The sequence below is a fragment of the Kitasatospora sp. NPDC085895 genome (assembly GCF_040702125.1).
Classification (GTDB): Bacteria; Actinomycetota; Actinomycetes; order Streptomycetales; family Streptomycetaceae; genus Kitasatospora; species Kitasatospora arboriphila.
This window is the reverse complement of sequence record NZ_JBFBJY010000002.1, coordinates 54,026-71,855: the sequence shown is the minus strand read 5'-3', so window position 1 is coordinate 71,855 and position 17,830 is coordinate 54,026. Positions and strand designations below refer to the sequence as shown.

The following is a 17,830-nucleotide window of genomic DNA, read 5'->3' as shown; positions in this document are numbered from 1 at the left end:
TCTCACGGGGTCCTGCGGGTCCTGCGGATTCTCTGGGGAAGACGCGTCCGGCCGTGCCCGGCTTCCGGGGCGGGTACGGCCGGACGCGGCCGGTGGGCGGCGCGGTCCACGGGGACGGGACGGCGCCGCGGGGGGCGGTACTAGCGGATCGGGATCAGGACTCGGAGCCGCGGCGGCGGCGCAGCGCGACCGTGCCGACGCCGAGACCGCCGGCGAGCAGCGCCGCACCGGTGGCCAGGCCGCTGCCGGAGACGGCGATCCCGCCGCCGCCGGTGTGGACGCCGCCGTGCGGGGCCTTGTCCGCCCAGGAGCCCTCGGCCTTGGTCTCCTCGCCGGAGTCCTTGCCCTCGGACTTGCTCTCGTAGGTCATGTCGGACGTGCTTCCGGACTTGGTGTCCGACTTCGTCCCGGCCTTGTGGTCCTCGGGGGCGGACTTCTGCTCGGCGGTCGAGCCGGGCGCCTTCTCCGGGGCCTTGTCGGCGGGGGCCTGCTCCGTCCACACCCTCTGGTCGTCGCTCCCGGGACCGGTGGGCGGGTCGGCGTAGGCGGCCGGGATGGCGATGGCCAGGGCGGCGGCGCCGGCCGCTCCGGCGAAGAGGATGCGCTTGGGCAGCATGGGGTTTCCTTCCGGCGCCTCCGTGCGACAGCCGGCCTCGGTGCCGGCGCAAGGGATCGCGGATGCGCCGTGACCACCGTGGTTCACACCCCGTCAGGCCGCCACCGCAGGTCATCGCCCGTGCGGGGGACGTGGCAGCGGACGGTCCGGGCGTCCCGCCAGCGTGCGTCGGAGTGTCGCGGCCCCGGCCGCGACGGTCCGCCCGTGGCGGGCGCTGGGCCGTTGGGGTGTAGCTGCGGGAATCGGCGCGCCATCGCTGCAGCCTCGGGCATGCATCCGTCATGCTGTCACATCATCAGATCATGTCCCGTCGGCTGTTGCTGAGCGTCGCCGGGATGGGCCTGCTCTCCGCGGCCGGGTGCCAGCTGGCCTCGCACGACGGCGGCGACGGAGCAGCACCGGGCGGCCTCCTGCCCTCCGACCCGGCCTCCCCCCCGGCGTCGTCCGCCCCCGCCGCGGCGAGCCCCGCCTCCGGGCCGGTGCCGCCGCAGCCCCGCAAGGTGAGCAACCCGCTCTTCTCGCTCGCCTCCGACGACCGGCTGGTCGCCCTCACCCTCGACGACGGCCCGGACCCGGTGCACACCCCCGTGGTCCTGTCCGTCCTGGAGCAGTACCGGCTGCGCGCCACCTTCTTCCTGATCGGCGAGAACGCCGAACGGCAACCCGCCCTCGTCCGCGAGATCGCCGCCCACGGCCACCACATCGCCAACCACACCTGGAGCCACCCGGACCTGCGCGGCATCACCGACGCCAAGGTCCGCGACGAACTGCTCCGCACCTCCGACCTGCTCGGGACCACCACCGGCCGGACCCCCACCTGGTTCCGCGCCCCCGGCGGCGACTGGTCGGACGCCTCCCTGCGGATCTGCGCCGAACTCGGCATGCGCCCCATGGGCTGGTCCGTCGACCCCCAGGACTGGGCCCGCCCCGGCACCTCGCTGATCACCCGGCGCGTGCTGCAGACCATCGGCCCCGGCTCGATCGTCCTCAACCACGACGGCGGCGGCGACCGCTCCCAGACGATCGCCGCCCTGCGCACCTACCTCCCCGTCCTCCTCGACGAGGGCTACCGCTTCACCGCGCCGCAGTAGGGGCCCACGGCCGGTGCCGACCGGTCGCCGACCAGGTACTCCACCGCGGACACCAGGAAGTCGCCGTAGCCGTGGACCGCACCCCGCCTGTCCATCGCCTCGTGCACACGGGCGGGGACGGGGTGGTCGGAGCCGAGGAGGCTGCGGACGACAAGGCGCAGCGCCGGCTGCCGGCGAGGACCAGACCTCCGGGCGTTCGTACGGAGTCGCGGCGGTCCTGGTGGAACTCGCCTGCCGGTCGGGTGATGCCGAAGTCGGACTCGGCCGCTTCGGCCGTGCCGTCGGCCATTCCCCCGGGTGACGGTCCGCCAGCCGATTCGGATCCCTGTCCGGCAGCGGCCCGGAGCGACCTCCACGGGCGGGTGAATCCCGGCGTGGTGCGCGGCTCGCGGGCCGCGCGGTGCTCTAGAGTGGGAATCACCGGCTTGGGCGTTTTGGCTGGTCAGATGCCCTTCTGGGCTGACAGGCCGTCGGGTCGGAGGTAGGGCGGGTGGGACTCGAACCCACGACCAAGGGATTATGAGTCCCCTGCTCTAACCGGCTGAGCTACCGCCCCCCGATCCGGCCTGCCGCAGCGGCGCGAAGGCCCTTGCAGCAGCAGACGGCCCCTCAGGGCCGTCACCGGCAGCATAGCCGGTCGATCAGTCGGAATGCGCGCCGGGTGCGCATCCGGGTACGCCCGCGCACTTCTGCCGTCGGCGCCCGCCGCCCGTCCCGGCCGCCGGCCGGCCCCGCCGCCATCTCTGGCGCCGCTCCGGAGGGTCCTGATTAGATCTTGCAGGGGCCCGCATCCGCGGCTCGGCGGCGAGGGAAGCGAGACAGGCTGATGGCAGGCAGGCGGCGGACGGGTGCCCTGGCACTGCTGCTGGCGGCCGTCGGCTGGGCGACCGCCTCCTGTGCCTGGCCCGGCGGCGGCCCCGACACCCCCGGCTCCCACCCGGCCCCGCGGAACACCGCGAGCGACCGGATCGGAGCACTCTTCCTCGGCAGCGCGGACGGCCCGCGGATGTGCACCGCGAGCGTGGTCAGCAGCCCCCGGCACAACCTGCTGGTGACCGCCGCCCACTGCGTGGAGACCCTCGACCGGGGCCGCGAGGAGGGCCTGGTCTTCGCCCCGGGCCTGCGCGACGGCCGGACCCCGTACGGCGTCTGGCCGCTCACCGGGATCACCGTGGACGAGCACTGGACGGACTCCGAGGATCCGGAGTACGACGTGGCCTTCCTCACCGTCGCCGACGTCGACGGGCAGGAGATCGAGGACGTGCTCGGCGGCAACCGGCTCGGCACCGGCCGCGGCTTCGGCCTGCCGGTCTCGGTCACCGGCTACCCGAACGACAGCGAGGAGCCGATCACCTGCACCACCCGGACGGCCTCGCAGAGCCCCACCCAGGAGAGTTTCCGCTGCACGGGCTACAGCGTGGGCACCAGCGGCAGCCCCTGGCTCACCGCGGACGGCGCGGTGATCGGCGTGATCGGCGGCTATCAGCAGGGCGGCTACGAGGACGAGGTCTCCTACAGCGTGACCTTCGACGACCGGGTGTCCGCGCTCTACCGCCGGGCGACGGCCTGATCCCCGGCCTGCCCGGCCGCCCGACGGCGGCGGAACGGCCCCGGGCAACACGAAGACCCCCCGGCCGTGCCGGAGGGCCTTCGCTCTGCGCTGATCACCCAGTACTCCGGGTGAAGCTCCCCCAATTGGACTCGAACCAATAACCTGCCGATTAACAGTCGGCTGCTCTGCCAATTGAGCTATGGGGGACTGCTGTTACCACAAACGAACGGGCGGCCACGAGGACCGTCCGGAGCTCCCCCAATTGGACTCGAACCAATAACCTGCCGATTAACAGTCGGCTGCTCTGCCAATTGAGCTATGGGGGATCGAGCTTCCGCCCCGGCTTCCGGTTCTCCCGGGCCCGTGGCGCTCGCTGCGGGACATACATTAGCGCACTGAGGGGGGTGGTCCGCCAATCGCTTTCGCCCGGTCCCCGCGGTCGGGCCCCGCCGCCCCGCCCGGCGCGCCCCGCGCGCGGCCGCCCGCCCCGCCGGGGATGCTGGTGCCACGGCGGCGCCCCCGCCCGGCGGGCGGCTGCCGCCCGGGCGGTTCGCCGCCGGGCACGACGGGTAGGCGCAACGCGGCAGACGACCGCGTGGAAGGGCGGAGAACAGAGCATGTGGAAGGTCACGTTCATCGTGGGGGTCGGGGTCGGCTACGTCCTCGGCGCCAAGGCGGGCCGGCAGCGGTACGAGCAGATCGCCCGGACCGCCCGGAAGGTCTCGCAGAACCCGAAGGTCCAGGACGCCGCGGGCAAGGCCAAGCAGCAGGCGGGCGCGGTGGCCGGCAAGGCGGCCGGCGCGGTCGCCGACAAGGTCGGCGACAAGCTGCCGAACGCCGTCACCGACCGGGTGTCGGCCTTCCAGCGCAACCATGCGACCGACGACAGTTGGGGCACCGTCCGTCCGTAGCGGAAGGACGCACACCGGACCTCCGCGGATCCTGTACCGACTGGGCAACACTTGACGCGGCGGGCCACGCGCGGGCCGTCCGCTGAGGCATGATCGCATCATGGCCATCGTTGCGGGCATCGACAGCTCCACCACTCGCACCAGGATCGTCGCGTGCGACGCCGAGACCGGCGCCGTCCTCCGGGACGGCAAGGCGCCGCACCCGCTCCCGGAGGGGGCCGATGCCCGCGGCACCGAGGTGGATCCGCAGACGTGGCTGCACTCGCTCGGCGAGGCGGCCACCGGCGGCCTGCTGGAGGGCGTCACCGCGATCGGCGTCTCGGCCCAGCAGCACGGCCTGATCGGACTCGACGCCGGCGGCGTGCTCGTCCGGCCCGCACTGCTGTGGAACGACCCCCGCTCGGCCGGTGCCGCCGCCTCGCTCATCGACGCGCTCGGCGGCCCGGCCCCGTGGGTGGAGGCGATCGGCTCGGTGCCCTCCCCCACGTACACGATCGCCAAGCTGCGCTGGCTGGCCGAGTTCGAGCCGGTCTCGGCCAAGCGGATCGCCGAGGTGCTGCTGCCGCACGACTGGCTGGTCTGGCAGCTGCTCGGTCACCCCCGCCGGCGCACCACCGACCGCGGCGACGCCTCCGGCACCGGCTACTGGTCGCCCGTCACCGGTGAGTACCGGCAGGACCTGATCAAGCTCGCGCTCGGCCACGAACTGCACGTCCCGGACGTGCTCGGCCCGGCCGAGGCCGCCGGGCACACCCCCGAGGGCCTGCTGATCTCGGCCGGCACCGGCGACAACATGGCCGCCGCCCTCGGCCTCGGGCTGCGCCCCGGCGACGCGGTGGTCTCGCTCGGCGGCAACGGCACCGTCTTCGCCGTGCACGAGCAGGCCGTGGTCGACGTCACCGGCGCCGTCTCCTCGTTCGCCGACGCCACCGGCCGCCACCTCCCGATGGCCGGCACCCTCAACGCCGCGCAGGTGCTGCGCTCGACCGCCGCGATGCTCGGCTGCGACCTGGAGGCGCTCAGCGACCTCGCCCTGCAGTCCTCCCCCGGCTCGTACGGCCTGGTGATGCTGCCCTACCTGGACGGCGAGCGGACCCCGAAACTGCCGCACGCGGCCGGCACCCTGACGGGCCTTCGGGCCGAGTCGATGGGCCCTCAGCACCTGGCCAGGGCCGCCGTCGAGGGCATGCTGTGCAACGTCGCCGAGGCGCTGGACGTGCTGCGCACGCACGGCGTCCCGGTCGGCCGGGTGTTCCTGCTGGGCACGGTCGGACGGCTGCCGGCCGTCCGGGAGGTGGCCCGGCAGCTGTTCGGGGTGCCGGTGCTGATCCCGCCGCCCGGCGCGCACGCGGCGCGGGGCGCCGCCCGGCAGGCCGCGTGGGCGCTGGCCGGCACCCCGGAGCCCCCGGAGTGGGAGCTGCCGGAGGTGGTCGTGCTGACCCCGGACCCGGACCAGGACCTGCCGATCGGCAACGCGGTGCGCCAGCAGTTCAAGGCCGTCCGCGAGCAGATCCACCCGGAGACGGCGGCCGGCTGAGCGCCCGCCGGCAACCGGGCCGCCGGCGGTCAGTCGAGGTAGGCGCGGAGCTGCTCGGCGTAGGCGTGCGCGCGGAGCTTGCCGAGCGCCTTGGACTCGATCTGCCGGATGCGCTCGCGGGTGACACCGAACAGCGTGCCGATCTCCTCCAGGGTGCGCGGCCGGCCGTCGTCCAGCCCGTAGCGCAGCCGGGCCACCTGGCGCTCCCGCTCGCCGAGGGTGGCGAGCACGGCCTCCAGGTGCTCGCGGAGCAGCAGCAGGGCGGCGCTCTCCGCGGGCGAGGCGGCGTCGGCGTCCTCGATCAGGTCGCCGAGCGCGACGTCGTCCTCCTCGCCGACCGGGGTGTGCAGCGAGACCGGCTCCTGGGCCAGCCGCAACACCTCGCGGACCCGCTCCTCGGGGAGCTGCACGGCCAGCCCGACCTCCGCCGCGGTGGGCTCCCGGCCGTTCTCCTGCAGCATCGTGCGCTGCACCCGCAGCACCCGGTTGATCTGCTCCACCACGTGCACCGGGACGCGGATGGTGCGGGCCTGGTCGGCGAGCGCCCGGCTCATCGCCTGGCGGATCCACCAGGTCGCGTAGGTGGAGAACTTGTAGCCGCGGGCGTAGTCGAACTTCTCGACGGCGCGGATCAGGCCGAGGTTGCCCTCCTGGACGAGGTCGAGGAGGGTCAGGCCGCGGCCGACGTACCGTTTCGCCACGGACACCACCAGACGGAGATTGGCCTCGATCAGGCGGCGTTTGGCGATCCGTCCGATCACCACCAACCGGTCGAGGTCGCCGGCGAGGGCGCCGTCCAGCGGTTCGCCGTCGGCGGCGGCGCGGTCCAGGGCCTCCTCGGCGAACAGGCCGGCCTCGATGCGGCAGGCCAGCTCGACCTCCTCCGCGGCCGTGAGCAGCCGGATCCGGCCGATCTCCCGCAGGTACTGGCGGAGCAGGTCGGCGGCGGGCCCGGTGGCGTCGTCGAGCGACGGGAGACGGGCTCCGGGGTAGGACTCCTCGGCGTCGGGCTGCTCTGCACCGGGCTGCTGGGCGTCGGGCTGCTGGGCGTCGGGCTGCTCGGTCGGCCCGACGTCCGCAGCGGCCGGCCCGGGTGCGCGGGGGCCGTCCTCGGCACCGGGCGGGCCGGCCTGCGGGGGCACCCTGGTCCCGGTGTCCGGCGGGCCGGCGGCGCGGTCGTGCACGGTGCCGTCGTCGCGGGCGACGGCCTGGGGCCGGCGGGCTGCTGCTAGCTCCACGGGAATCCCTTCGGGCCGCGCGCGGCAGCTGGGGGACGCCGCGCCACACGGGACTGGGATACCCACGAGTGTGGGCCGCGCCACACGCGGGGCGCCGGCATTCCTGGAGATGTACGGACAGCCGGGCCGTCGGCCCCGCCACGAGGGGCCGTCTAGAGCGCCGCGGCGCCGCGGGAGCGGAGCTGGTGGCCGTACTGCTGGAGGGCGTACAGCTCGCTCTGCACGGCGTTGAGCTCCTCGGCGGAGGCGCGGCTGCCGAGCCGCTGGAGGTGGGCGCGGGCCTCGGTGACGCGCCGGTCGACGGCCTGCAGGCGGAGCTTGACGAGGAACTCGCCGGCGTAGATCTCGTCGGCCTTCCGGCGGGAGCGGATCGGCTCCACCGTCAGCTCCAGGACGAGGCGGCGCACCTCGTCGTCGGGGCAGGCCTCGCGGACGGCGCCGGTGAAGTCGGGCAGCGCGGCGCCGTACGCCGTTCCGCCGGCCTGGCCGATCGCCCGGCGGACGGCCCGGTACGGCGGGGTCGGGAACTCGTCCTCGCCGTACTGGTCGAAGGCGGGGCTGACCAACTCGGGGTGCTGGAGGGCGAGTTTGATGAGTTCGCGCTCGACGAACTGGGCCGGGTCGCGCGGGTTCAGCCGGTAGGCGGGCGCGGCCGGGCGGACGGGCTGCGGGGCGGCCTCGGCACGGCGGGCGCCCGGGCGGGCCCGGTCGTTCTGCTGGTTCTCGCGCTGCCAGCGGGCGAGCTGGCCGATCCGGCGGACGACGAACTGCTCGTCGAGGATGCCGAGCATGCCGGCCAGCTGGACGGCGTACTCGTGCTGGATGGAGCGGTCCTTGATCCGGACGATGATCCGGGAGGCCTCCTCCAGCGCGGCGGCCCGGCCCTCGGCGGTGTCCACCCGGTGCCGGGCGACGGCCTGACGGAGGGCGAACTCGAAGAGCGGGACGGGGTTCTCGATCAGCTCGCGCACGGCGTCGTCGCCCTTGGCGAGCCGCAGTTCGCACGGGTCCATGCCGTCGGGGGTGATGGCGATCGAGGTGCGGGCGGCGAACTTCTGGTCGTCCTCGAAGGCGCGCAGCGCGGCCTTCTGCCCGGCGGCGTCGCCGTCGAAGGTGAAGACCGTCTCGCCGCGCCCCAGACCATTGGCGGTGTGGGAGGTGTCCATCAGGAAGCGGCGGATGACCTTGATGTGCTCCTCGCCGAAGGAGGTGCCGCAGGTGGCCACCGCGGTCTCCACACCGGCGAGGTGACAGGCCATCACGTCGGTGTAGCCCTCGACGACCACCGCCCGGCCGGACTTGGCGATCTCCTTGCGGGCCAGGTCGATGCCGTACAGCACCTGGGACTTCTTGTAGAGCGGCGTCTCGGGGGTGTTGAGGTACTTGGGGCCGTTGTCGTCCTCGCGCAGCCGGCGGGCGCCGAAGCCGATGACCTCGCCGGCGGTGTCCCGGATCGGCCAGATCAGCCGGCCGCGGAAGCGGTCGATCAGGCCGCCGCGCTGGCCCTTGGAGGCCAGGCCGCCGAGCAGGATCTCCTTGTCGCTGAAGCCCTTGCCGCGCAGGTACCGGACGAGGTGCTCCCAGCCGGCCGGGGCGTAGCCGACGCCGAAGCGCTTGGCCGCGGTCTCGTCGAAGCCGCGCTCGGCGAGGAAGCGGCGGCCGATCTCGGCCTCCGGGGAGGCGAGCTGCTCCTCGTACCAGGCGGCGGCGGCCTTGTGGGCCTCGACCAGGCGGGTCCGCTCGCCCTGCTGGTGGCGCGGCGAGTAGCCGCCCTCCTCGTAGCGCAGGGTGATGTTGGCCTGGGCGGCCATCCGCTCGACGGCCTCGGCGAACGAGCAGTGCTCGATCTTCATCAGGAAGGAGATGGTGTCGCCGGCCTCGCCGCAGCCGAAGCAGTTGAAGACGCCCTTGCCGGGGTGCACGTAGAACGAGGCGGACTTCTCGTCGTGGAAGGGGCAGACGCCCTTCAGCTGCGCGCCGCCACCGTTGACGAGCTGCACGTAGTCGCCGACGACGGCGTCGATCGGCAGTGCGCTGCGCACCGCCTGCACGTCCTCGTCCCTGATCCGCCCGGCCACCCGTGAAGTGTAGGCGACCGGGCGCGACCGGCGGGGTCAGCGGTGCTGGACGAGTCTGGCGTGCAGGGCGAGCGCGGAGGCGTCGGTGAGGGTGGCGATCTGGTCGATCACGGCGCGCAGCGCGGCCCGGTCGTCCTCGGCCTCCTCGTGCACGGCGGCGAAGACCGGGTCGAGGCCGTGCGGGGCGCTGCGGGTGAGGGCGTCGGCGAGCTCGGCGATGACGATCCGCTGCCGGGAGCGGAGCTGGGCCTGCTCGTCGCGCTGCATCACGTAGCGGACGGCGACCGCCTTGAGCACCGCGCACTCCAGCCGGACGGGGCGCGGGACGACCAGCTCGGCGCCGTACCGGGTGAGCCGGCCGGGGCCGTAGCGGGCCCGGGTGGCCTGCTCGGCGGCCAGGCAGAACCGGCCGATGAGCTGGGAGGTGAAGTCCTTCAGCCCGGCCCGGGCACGGGCGCTGCCGTCGTAGCTGCGCGGCCACCACTCCTGCGTCTGGAGGCGGTCGAGGGCCTCGGCGAGCTCGGCGGGGGCGGCGTCGGGGGCGTACCGCTCGGCGATCTTGAAGAGTTCGGCGCGCTCCTCGGCGGAGCGCAGCGCGTTCGGGTCGATGTGGCCGGCCTGCAGGCCGTCCTCGACGTCGTGGGTGGAGTAGGCGACGTCGTCGGACCAGTCCATCACGGTGGCCTCGAAGCACTTGCGGCCGTCCGGCGCGCCGGCCCGCATCCAGCGGAAGACCGGCAGGTCGTCGCCGTAGACGCCGTACTTGGTGGAGGACGGGTCGGTGGGGTGCCGGCCGCGCGCCCACGGGTACTTGGTGGCGGCGTCGAGGGCCGCGCGGGTGAGGTTGAGGCCGACGCTGCGGCCGGGCCTGGGGGCGAGCCGGGTCGGGCTCTCGTCGGCGGGGGCGAAGCGCTTCGGTTCGAGGCGGGTGAGGATGCGCAGCGACTGGGCGTTGCCCTCGAACCCGCCGCACTCGCGGGCGGCCTGGTCGAGGGCCTCCTCGCCGGTGTGGCCGAACGGCGGGTGGCCGATGTCGTGGGCGAGGCAGCCGGTCTCCACCAGGTCCGGGTCGCAGCCGAGGGCGGCGCCGAGCTCGCGGCCGACCTGGGCGCACTCCAGGGAGTGGGTCAGTCTCGTCCGCGGGAAGTCGCTCTGCAGCGGGGCGACCACCTGGGTGGTGCCGGCGAGCCGGCGCAGCGCGGCGGAGTGGAGCACCCGGGCGCGGTCGCGCTGGAAGGCGGTGCGGCCGGGGCGCTTGTCCGGCTCGGGCACCCAGCGGGCCTCGGCGTTGGGGTCGTACGGCGTGGTGTCGTCCATATACCCGCCACGGTACGCCCGCTGACCGACATCCAGGGATGCGCCGCGCTACGGCCGGGCGGCCACCAGACGGCGCCACCGGGGCTGCTCGGCGACCAGGCAGGCGGCGGCGAGCACGGTGACCGGGACGGCGGCCCGGGCGGGCCAGGCCGCCCAGGCGCCGGCGACCGCGGCGACGAGCTGGAGCAGCACCAGGCCGACGGTGACGTACCCGGGGACGGGGACGACGACCTGCTTCTTGTCTCCGGGGGTGGCGAGGACGGTCGGCAGGCCGATCAGCAGCAGGAGCGCGGCGGCGGAGAGCCAGGGCGAGATGCCGGCGAGGGCCCAGGGGGTGGCGACCCAGGCGACGAGCTCGGTGAGGAAGCGCAGCGCGTCGGGGAGCCGGACGGGCTCGGCGGGGTCTGCGGGCGTGGCGGGGTCTGCGGGTGTGGCGCTCCTGGGGTCGGCCATGCGGCCAACTCTGGCACAGCGGTGGGGAGTCACGCACCGAAGAATGTTGCAGAGGAGTCTTTGCAGAGACTTCTCTGCACTGTACGGTGGAGCCATGACCGCACCCGAGAACCAGCGTCGGATCGACGCCCGGAGCCTGCGCGCCCTCGCCCACCCGCTGAGGGTCCGCATCCTCGACGCCCTCGCCGCCGAGGGCCCCGCCACCTCCGCCCGGCTCTCCGAGCGCCTCGGCGAGAGCACCGGCACCATCAGCTGGCACCTGCGCCTGCTCGCCGAACACGGCTTCATCGAGGAGGACACCGCCCGCGGCACCCGCCGGGAGCGCTGGTGGCGCCGGGTCCGCAGCAGGAACGTGCTCAGCACCACCGACTTCGCCGACGACCCCGAGTCGCGCGACGCCGCCGCGGTCTACCTCCAGGAGATGCTGCGCGGACAGTTCCGGCGGGTCTCCGACTCGCTGGCCGCCGAGTGGACGGGCGCATGGCGCGACTCCGGCTCCGTCAGCGACTGGAACAACCTCGTCCTGACCGCCGACCAACTCCGCGCCCTGAGCGAGGAGTTGTCGCAGGTGGTGGCCCGCCACACCCCCGACCCGGACGCCGAACCCGACCCGGCGGCCCGGCCCGTCGTGGTGCAGATCCAGGCCGTCCCGCGGGCCGAGGGCGGTGCCGCATGAGCACCGCCGACGACCGCCGCCGCGGCGGACTGCTGCGCCGCCACCGCGACTTCCGCCTGCTGTGGGGCGGTGAGACCGCCAACCGCTTCGGCTCCGCCGTCACCGGACTCGCGATGCCGCTCATCGCCGTCACCGCCCTGCACGCCACGACCTTCCAGGTCGCGCTGCTCGGCGCCGCCGGCTGGCTGCCCTGGCTGGTCCTCGGCCTCCCCGTCGGCGTCTGGGTGGACCGGATGCGGCGGCGGCCGGTGATGCTGGCCTCCTCCGCCGTCTCGCTGGCCCTGCTGCTCACCGTGCCGGCGGCGGCCGCCGCGGCCGGCGTGCTCACGCTCGCCCAGTTACTCGCCGTCGCGGTCGGCACCGGCACCGCCGGGGTCTTCTTCCAGACCGCGTACACCGCCTACCTGCCCGGCCTGCTCGACCCTGCGGACCAGGCCGAGGGCAACGCCAAACTGCACGGCAGCGCCTCCGCCGCCGGCATCGCCGGACTCGGCTCGGGCGGCCTGATCTCCCAACTCGCCGGACCGGTCGGCGGCCTGGTCGCCAACGCCGCCACCTTCGTGCTCTCGCTGTGGTGCACCGCCCGGATCCGCCACCGGGAGGTCCTGCCGCCGGCCCGCGAGCGCTCGCTGCGCCGCGAGGTCCACGACGGACTCGGCCTGGTCTTCGGCGACGTCTGGTTCCGGACCCTGACCCTGTGGGGCGCCGCGTGCAACCTCGCCCTCACCGGCTTCCAGTCGATCCTGGTGGTCTTCCTCGTCCGCGAGGTGCACCTGCCGCCCGGCGCCGTCGGCAGCCTGGTCGCGGTCGGCTCGGTGGGCGGGATCGCCGGCGCGGCCGTCGCCCGGCGGGTGGCCGCCGCGATCGGCACCGCCCGGGCCATGCTGGTGTTCGAGATCGGCCTGCCGCTGCTCACCCTGCTCGTGCCGCTCACCACGCCCGGCGCCGGGCTGGCGTTCTACCTGGTCGGCGCGTTCGCGGTGTCCGCCGGAGTGGTCGCCGGAAATGTCGTCAAGTCGACCTTCCAGCAGCAGTACTGCCCGCCGGAGCTGCTCGGGCGGCTCAGCGCGAGCAGCTCGGTGCTCAACTTCGGCGCGATCCCGGTCGGCGCGGTGCTCGCCGGCCTGCTCGGCACCGAGATCGGCCTGCGGCCCGCGATGTGGGTGCTGACCGCGGGGGTGCCGCTGGCCGGACTGATCCTCTGGTGGTCGCCGGTGCGGCGCTGCCGGGACCTGCCGGTGCGGATGCGGGGTGCGGTGGCGGCGGGGAGCCCGGGGCAGGAGCGGTGTGCGGCCCGCTGACGCGGGGAGGGCCCGCCGCACCGGGCCGGAGGTCGCGGGTGGTGGAGGTCGCGGGTGGTGGAGGTAGGAGCCGGGCGGGCTGCGCCGGGGTGGCCGGTCGCGCGGTTCCCCGGGCCCCTGGTGGGTGGGCCCTTGCAGGCGGGGGCTCCGTCAGGCGGCGGTGGGGAGCAGGGCGGGGACGCCGGTCCGGTAGCGGTCCAGGACGAGGCGGACCACGGCGTCGTGGGCGCCCAGCGGGGCGGCGGCGAGGGGGGCGCCGGCGGCGGCCGCGAGGCGGGCGAAGTCGCCCGGGGCGGTGAAGTAGCCGGCCACGGCGGGGCGGCGGCCCTCGGCGGCGAGGCGGGCGACGGTCTCGGCGACGCTGCGGCCGCCGGCGGCGACGTGGCCGGGGTGGACGGGCACGCCCAGGCGCAGTGCCAGGAGCCGGGCCTGCTCGGCGGTGTCGAGGGCGGCGGCCGGGTCGCGGGAGCCGGAGGCGGCGAGCACCACGGCGTCCCGGCCGTCGGCGCCGCGGCGCCAGCCGGCCTCGGCGAGCCGGGCGGCGAGTGCCTCGGCGAGCAGCGGGTGCGGGCCGAGCGGGGCGGCGACCGTGCCGGTGACCTGCGGGGCGGCGGCGAGCGCGGCGGGGATGTCGACCCTGGCGTGGTAGCCGCGGCTGAGCAGCAGCGGGACGAGGACGGCCGGGCCGCTCAGGCCGTCGAGGACCTCGGGGAGCAGCGGCGCGTTGAGGCCGAGGTGGCCGAGCCGGACGTCGAGTTCGGGTCTGGCGGCGCGCAGCCGGTCCACCAGGCGGGCGATCTCCGCTCCGGCGGCGGGGTCCCGGGAGCCGTGCGCGACCAGCACCAGGGCCGGGCGGCGGGCCGCGTGCAGGACCCGTACCGGCCGCGGCGGGGCGGTGGCCCCGGCGGCCGTGACGGTGGCGGGGGCGGCGACGAGCGCGGGGATCGGCGTCATGCCGTCCAGCGTCGTCCACCACTGTTTCCCCGCCGTTGCCCGGTGGTCACGACCGGTTTCCCTGGCCTCACAGCCGCCGCGGGCCCTGGTGAGGGCGGTGTGCGGGGGCCGTAACCTGCGGGCCGCGGCGGCGAAACAGCGCGGTAGCACCGTGGGGGCATGAACGATGCCGCGACCGACACCCACTGCCCGTACTGCGCGCTGCAGTGCGGGATGGGGCTGCGCCGCACGGACGGGCCCGTCCCGGTCGCCGTGGTGGAGCGGCCCGGCTTCCCGGTGAACCGGGGGGCGCTCTGCGGCAAGGGCGCGAACGCCGCCGCGGTGCTCGCGCCCGGCGCCCGGCTGACCACCCCGCTGGTGCGCACCGGCGGCGAGCTGCGCCCGGCCTCCTGGGACGAGGCGCTGGACCGGATCGCCGGCGCGGTGACGGCCACCGCCGCCGCGCACGGCCGGGACGCCGTCGGGGTGTTCGGCGGCGGCGGGCTGACCAACGAGAAGGCGTACCTGCTGGGCAAGTTCGCGCGGGTGGTGCTCGGCACCTCGGCGATCGACTACAACGGCCGGTTCTGCATGTCCTCCGCGGCGGCCGGCGGCATCCGGGCGTTCGGGCTGGACCGGGGGCTGCCGTTCCCGGTCGGGGACATCCCGCGGGCGGGCTGCGTGATCCTGGTCGGCGGCAACCCGGCGGAGACCATGCCGCCGTTCGTCCGCCACCTGCGCGAGCTGCAGGAGAACGGCGGCAAGCTGGTCGTCGTCGACCCGCGGCGCACCCGGACGGCCGAACTCGCCGACCTGCACCTCGCCCCGCGGCCCGGCACCGACCTGGCGCTGGCGCTCGGCATGCTGCACCTGGTGGTCGCCGAGGGCCGCACCGACGAGGCGTTCATCGCCGGGCGGACCACCGGCTGGGCGGAGACCCGCGCGGCCGCGATGGCGCACTGGCCGGAGCACGTCGAGTCGGTGACGGGGGTGCCGCTGCCGCACCTGCGCGAGGCGGTGCGGCTGTTCTGCGAGGCGGGGACGGGCATGGTGCTGACCGCCCGCGGCCCCGAGCAGCAGGCCAAGGGCACCGACACGGTGAGCGCCTGGATCAACCTCTGCCTGGCCACCGGCAACGCCGGCCGGCTCCACGCCGGGTACGGCTGCCTCACCGGCCAGGGCAACGGCCAGGGCGGCCGCGAGCACGGCCAGAAGGCCGACCAGCTGCCCGGCTACCGCAAGCTGGACGACCCGGCGGCACGCGCCCACGTCGCCGCGGTGTGGGGCGTCGACCCGGACGCGCTGCCGGCGCCGGGGCGCAGCGCCTACGAGCTGCTGGACTCGCTCGGCACGGACGTGCGGACGCTGCTGCTGGCGGGCTCCAACCCGGTGGTGTCGGCGCCGCGTTCGACGCACGTGACGGAGCGGCTGCGGTCGCTGGACTTCCTGGCCGTCAGCGACGTGGTGCTCTCCGAGACGGCGGCGCTCGCGGACGTGGTGCTGCCGGTCACCCAATGGGCGGAGGAGACCGGCACCATGACCAACCTGGAGGGCCGGGTGATCCTGCGCCGCAAGGCGGCCGAGGCCCCCGCGGGGGTGCGCAGCGACCTGGAGGTGCTGCACGCGCTGGCCGGGCGGCTCGGCCACGGCGAGGGCTTCCCGACCGAGCCGGAGAAGGCGTTCGACGAGCTGCGCCGGGCGTCGGCCGGCGGCGCCGCGGACTACGCGGGGATCAGCTACGAGCGGATCGAGGCCGAGGAGGGGGTGTTCTGGCCGTGCCCGTCGGCGGACCACCCGGGCACCCCGCGGTTGTTCCTCGACCGGTTCGCGACGCCGGACGGGCGGGCCAGGTTCACCGCGGTGCACCACCGTCCGGCGGGTGAGGAGCCGGACGAGGAGTACCCGGTGCGCCTGACCACCGGCCGGGTGCTGGCGCAGTACCAGTCCGGTGCGCAGACCCGCCGGGTGGCCGAGCTGAACGCGGCCGCGCCCGGTGCGTTCGTCGAACTGCACCCGAGGCTCGCCGAGCGGCTCGGGGTGCGCGACGGCGAGCAGGTGGCCGTGGTGAGCCGGCGCGGACGGACCGTCACCCCCGCGCGGCTCACCACGGCGATCCGGCCGGACACGGTGTTCATGCCGTTCCACTGGCCGGGCGCGGCCAACGCGAACGTGCACACCAACCCGGCGCTCGACCCGGTGTCCCGGATGCCGGAGTTCAAGGCGTGCGCGGTGCGGCTGGAGCGGTGCGAGGGCGGCGGCTGACCGCCGGCTGACCGGTTCCGGCCAGTCGCAGTGCGGCACCGGGCTGCCAGGATGGTGCCGCCCCCGCACCGAACCCCTCCCCCAGGAACCGTCCATGGCGCTGCCCCAGGGACCGCTCAGCCACCGCTACCGGGGCGAGCACCCCGTCCGCACCCTCCTCTACCTCTTCCGGCCCGACCGGGGGCGCGTCGCCCTGGCCGTCGCCGTGTTCCTCGCCAAGCACGCCCCGGTCTGGCTGCTGCCGCTGATCACCGCGAACATCGTGGACGTGGTGGTCCGGCACCGGCCGGTCTCCGTGCTGTGGTGGAACTCCGCGGTGCTGCTGGTGATCCTGCTGCTCAACCTGCCGCTGCACCTGCTGTACGTGCACTGGATGCACGGCTCGATCCGGCGGATGGGCACCCGGCTGCGCTCGGCGCTCTGCCACCGGATGCAGCAGCTGTCCATCGGCTACCACTCGCGGGTCAGCGCCGGCGTGCTGCAGGCCAAGGTGATCCGCGACGTCGAGGGCATCGAGAACGCCTCGCAGCAGACCGCCGACAACGGCCTCGCCGCGATCGCCACCCTCAGCGGCGGCCTGGTCGTCATCGGGGTGCAGACCCCGGCCTTCCTGCCGGTGTTCGTGGTGGTCGTGCCGGCCGCCGCACTGCTGGTCGTCCGGCTGCGGGAGCGGCTGCGCAGCCAGAACGAGTCCTTCCGGCAGGAGGTCGAGCAACTGTCGTCGCGGGTCGGCGAGATGACCACGCTGATCCCGATCACCCGGGCGCACGGCCTGGAGCGGACGGCGCTGCGCCGGATGGACCGCACCCTCGGCCGGGTGCTGGACGCGGGGCTGCGCCTCGACCTGCTCAACGGCCGGTTCGGCTCGCTCGCCTGGATCCTGCTCAACGCGATCGGGGTGGGCTGTCTGGCCGGCTCCGCGCTGGTCGCCTACTACGGCTGGCTGGACGTCACCCCGGGCGCGGTGGTGATGCTCAGCGCGTACTTCTCCAGCCTGACCGGCTCGGTCACCACCCTGCTGACGCTGACCCCGCAACTCGGCAAGGGGCTGGAGTCCGTCCGCTCGGTCGGCGAGGTGCTGCAGGCCCCGGACCTGGAGGAGAACTCCGGCAAGGCGGAGGTCGCGCAGGTCACCGGTCGGATCGAGTTCCGCGGCGTCGGGCACACCTACCCGGGCGGCGAGGAGCCCTCGGTGAGCGGCTTCGACCTGACCGTGCGGCCGGGCGAGACGATCGCGCTGGTCGGCGGCTCCGGCGCGGGCAAGTCGACGGTGCTCAACCTGCTGATCGGCTTCCTGCGGCCGGGCGAGGGCCGGATCCTGCTCGACGGCACCGACATGGAGCAGCTCGACCTGCGCAGCTACCGCAAGTTCCTGTCCGTGGTGCCGCAGGAGTCCATCCTGTTCGAGGGCAGCGTCCGGGAGAACGTCACCTACGGCCTGAAGGACGTGCCGGAGGAGACCGTGCGGGCCGCGCTGCGGGACGCCAACGCACTGGAGTTCATCGACCGGCTGCCGCAGGGCCTGGACACCGTCGTCGGCGACCGCGGCGCCCGGCTGTCCGGCGGGCAGAAGCAGCGCCTGGCGATCGCCCGGGCGCTGATCCGCGACCCTCGGGTGCTGATCCTCGACGAGGCGACCTCCGCCCTGGACTCCCGCTCCGAGGCGCTGGTGCAACAGGCGCTCGCCCGGCTGGTCGAGGGCCGGACGGTGTTCGTGGTCGCCCACCGGCTCTCCACGATCAGGAACGCCGACCGGATCGTGGTGATGGACCGCGGCCGGATCGCCGAGATCGGCTCGCACGCCGAACTCCTGCGCAGCGGCGGGGCGTACGCCGGACTGCAGGCCGCCCAGCTCGCCTGACCCG

The 17,830-nt window shown here is 74.9% G+C and carries 14 protein-coding genes and 3 tRNA genes; 8 read left to right on the top strand and 9 right to left on the bottom strand.

The genetic code is table 11. The annotated features are described in order from the left end of the window. Positions 1 to 154: 154 nt before the first annotated feature. The gene (locus tag AB0442_RS01855) at positions 155 to 616 is read right to left on the bottom strand and encodes a hypothetical protein (protein WP_366159958.1); all 462 of its coding nucleotides are present in this window, start codon (positions 614 to 616) and stop codon (positions 155 to 157) included. 302 nt (positions 617 to 918) lie between these two features. Here AB0442_RS01855 and AB0442_RS01850 point away from each other — a divergent pair, with 302 nt between their 5' ends. Continuing rightward, positions 919 to 1,707 (top strand): polysaccharide deacetylase family protein, encoded by a 789-nt coding sequence (locus AB0442_RS01850; protein ID WP_366159957.1) that lies wholly within the window; start codon positions 919 to 921, stop codon positions 1,705 to 1,707. Positions 1,708 to 2,189: 482 nt separating this feature from the next. Here the strand turns inward: AB0442_RS01850 and AB0442_RS01845 are convergent. Then, positions 2,190 to 2,263, bottom strand: a tRNA-Ile gene (locus AB0442_RS01845). A gap of 270 nt (positions 2,264 to 2,533) precedes the next feature. Between AB0442_RS01845 and AB0442_RS01840 the strand changes: the two genes are divergently transcribed. Further along, positions 2,534 to 3,277: a trypsin-like peptidase domain-containing protein gene (locus tag AB0442_RS01840; RefSeq protein WP_366159956.1), complete on the top strand. Its 744-nt coding sequence runs from the start codon at positions 2,534 to 2,536 to the stop codon at positions 3,275 to 3,277. Between the two features lie 116 nt (positions 3,278 to 3,393). On the opposite strand, the gene AB0442_RS01835 is transcribed toward AB0442_RS01840, so the two are convergent. Then, a tRNA-Asn gene (locus AB0442_RS01835) sits at positions 3,394 to 3,466 on the bottom strand. Positions 3,467 to 3,512: 46 nt separating this feature from the next. Then, positions 3,513 to 3,585 (bottom strand) — tRNA-Asn (locus AB0442_RS01830). 291 nt (positions 3,586 to 3,876) lie between these two features. Between AB0442_RS01830 and AB0442_RS01825 the strand changes: the two genes are divergently transcribed. Further along, complete coding sequence (locus AB0442_RS01825; protein WP_344622666.1) at positions 3,877 to 4,170, top strand: hypothetical protein; 294 nt, start codon at positions 3,877 to 3,879, stop codon at positions 4,168 to 4,170. A 100-nt stretch (positions 4,171 to 4,270) separates the two neighbouring features. After that, positions 4,271 to 5,707: an FGGY family carbohydrate kinase gene (locus AB0442_RS01820; protein WP_366159955.1), complete on the top strand. Its 1,437-nt coding sequence runs from the start codon at positions 4,271 to 4,273 to the stop codon at positions 5,705 to 5,707. Positions 5,708 to 5,736: 29 nt separating this feature from the next. Here the strand turns inward: AB0442_RS01820 and AB0442_RS01815 are convergent, their stop codons facing one another. The 4 genes from AB0442_RS01815 to AB0442_RS01800 all read right to left on the bottom strand — a co-directional run bounded on the left by AB0442_RS01815 (position 5,737) and on the right by AB0442_RS01800 (position 10,793). Next, positions 5,737 to 6,951, bottom strand: a complete 1,215-nt coding sequence (locus tag AB0442_RS01815) for a sigma-70 family RNA polymerase sigma factor (RefSeq protein ID WP_366160110.1) — start codon at positions 6,949 to 6,951, stop codon at positions 5,737 to 5,739. A 146-nt stretch (positions 6,952 to 7,097) separates the two neighbouring features. Continuing rightward, the gene (gene dnaG, locus AB0442_RS01810) at positions 7,098 to 9,023 is read right to left on the bottom strand and encodes a DNA primase (protein WP_366159954.1); all 1,926 of its coding nucleotides are present in this window, start codon (positions 9,021 to 9,023) and stop codon (positions 7,098 to 7,100) included. A gap of 36 nt (positions 9,024 to 9,059) precedes the next feature. Further along, complete coding sequence (locus tag AB0442_RS01805; protein WP_366159953.1) at positions 9,060 to 10,340, bottom strand: deoxyguanosinetriphosphate triphosphohydrolase; 1,281 nt, start codon at positions 10,338 to 10,340, stop codon at positions 9,060 to 9,062. 48 nt (positions 10,341 to 10,388) lie between these two features. Beyond that, positions 10,389 to 10,793, bottom strand: coding sequence for a hypothetical protein (locus AB0442_RS01800; protein ID WP_366159952.1), 405 nt, complete (start codon positions 10,791 to 10,793; stop codon positions 10,389 to 10,391). A gap of 94 nt (positions 10,794 to 10,887) precedes the next feature. Between AB0442_RS01800 and AB0442_RS01795 the strand changes: the two genes are divergently transcribed. Beyond that, positions 10,888 to 11,469, top strand: a complete 582-nt coding sequence (locus AB0442_RS01795; protein ID WP_366159951.1) for a helix-turn-helix domain-containing protein — start codon at positions 10,888 to 10,890, stop codon at positions 11,467 to 11,469. Then, on the top strand, positions 11,466 to 12,770 hold the full coding sequence (locus tag AB0442_RS01790) for an MFS transporter (protein WP_366159950.1): 1,305 nt from the start codon (positions 11,466 to 11,468) through the stop codon (positions 12,768 to 12,770). The genes AB0442_RS01795 and AB0442_RS01790 overlap by 4 nt, the downstream gene beginning before the upstream one ends. 150 nt (positions 12,771 to 12,920) lie before the next feature. Here the strand turns inward: AB0442_RS01790 and AB0442_RS01785 are convergent, their stop codons facing one another. Beyond that, complete coding sequence (locus AB0442_RS01785) at positions 12,921 to 13,724, bottom strand: CbiX/SirB N-terminal domain-containing protein (protein ID WP_366159949.1); 804 nt, start codon at positions 13,722 to 13,724, stop codon at positions 12,921 to 12,923. Between the two features lie 159 nt (positions 13,725 to 13,883). Between AB0442_RS01785 and AB0442_RS01780 the strand changes: the two genes are divergently transcribed. After that, positions 13,884 to 15,965, top strand: a complete 2,082-nt coding sequence (locus AB0442_RS01780) for a molybdopterin oxidoreductase family protein (protein WP_366159948.1) — start codon at positions 13,884 to 13,886, stop codon at positions 15,963 to 15,965. A 94-nt stretch (positions 15,966 to 16,059) separates the two neighbouring features. After that, the gene (locus tag AB0442_RS01775; RefSeq protein ID WP_366159947.1) at positions 16,060 to 17,826 is read left to right on the top strand and encodes an ABC transporter ATP-binding protein; all 1,767 of its coding nucleotides are present in this window, start codon (positions 16,060 to 16,062) and stop codon (positions 17,824 to 17,826) included. Positions 17,827 to 17,830: the final 4 nt, after the last annotated feature.